Below are 779 nucleotides of genomic sequence, written 5' to 3'. Positions count from 1 at the left end.
GGTCCCGTAGTGTAGCGGTTATCACGTCGCCCTGTCACGGCGAAGATCGCGGGTTCGATTCCCGTCGGGACCGTTCAAATAGTCTGGGAGACTATTTGAAGTTGGAGATAGAGCAAACGGGGTTTGCTTCATATTTTCGACTCGTTAGCTCAGTTGGTAGAGCAATTGACTTTTAATCAATGGGTCGCTGGTTCGAGCCCAGCACGAGTCATATGCGGGTTTGGCGGAATTGGCAGACGCACCAGATTTAGGATCTGGCGCTTTCGGGCGTGGGGGTTCAAGTCCCTTAACCCGCATAGGAGAAATATAATTTAGCCGGCTTAGCTCAGTTGGTAGAGCATCTGATTTGTAATCAGAGGGTCGCGTGTTCAAGTCATGTAGCCGGCATTAGGAAAGATTGCGAACGTAGTTCAGTGGTAGAACACCACCTTGCCAAGGTGGGGGTCGCGGGTTCGAATCCCGTCGTTCGCTTTGAGAGGCCGGGGTGGCGGAACTGGCAGACGCACAGGACTTAAAATCCTGCGATGGCAACATCGTACCGGTTCGATTCCGGTCCTCGGCATGAAGATTATAATAGTTAGCACCCTTAGCTCAACTGGATAGAGTACCTGACTACGAATCAGGCGGTTAGAGGTTCGACTCCTCTAGGGTGCATCACTCGCTTAATGGAGACGTTAGGGGAGCTTTATTTTTAATAGTATCGGGAAGTAGCTCAGCTTGGTAGAGTACTTGGTTTGGGACCAAGGTGTCGCAGGTTCGAATCCTGTCTTCCCGATTAT

At 51.0% G+C, this 779-nt stretch carries 8 tRNA genes; all 8 read left to right on the top strand.

Features of this window, described 5'->3' with window-relative positions:
* Nucleotides 1-73, top strand: a tRNA-Asp gene (locus F9856_RS12030).
* A 65-nt stretch (nt 74-138) separates the two neighbouring features.
* A tRNA-Lys gene (locus F9856_RS12025) sits at nt 139-211 on the top strand.
* Nucleotides 212-214: 3 nt separating this feature from the next.
* Nucleotides 215-296, top strand: a tRNA-Leu gene (locus tag F9856_RS12020).
* A gap of 18 nt (nt 297-314) precedes the next feature.
* Nucleotides 315-387: transfer RNA gene (locus F9856_RS12015), tRNA-Thr, on the top strand.
* 12 nt (nt 388-399) lie between these two features.
* Nucleotides 400-471 (top strand) — tRNA-Gly (locus F9856_RS12010).
* A gap of 7 nt (nt 472-478) precedes the next feature.
* A tRNA-Leu gene (locus F9856_RS12005) sits at nt 479-562 on the top strand.
* 18 nt (nt 563-580) lie between these two features.
* A tRNA-Arg gene (locus F9856_RS12000) sits at nt 581-654 on the top strand.
* Between the two features lie 47 nt (nt 655-701).
* A tRNA-Pro gene (locus F9856_RS11995) sits at nt 702-775 on the top strand.
* The last annotated feature ends 4 nt before the right edge of the window (nt 776-779 follow it).

The organism is Streptococcus suis (assembly GCF_016743335.1).
GTDB lineage: Bacteria > Bacillota > Bacilli > Lactobacillales > Streptococcaceae > Streptococcus > Streptococcus suis_Y.
This window is presented reverse-complemented; position numbering and strand designations above follow the sequence as displayed.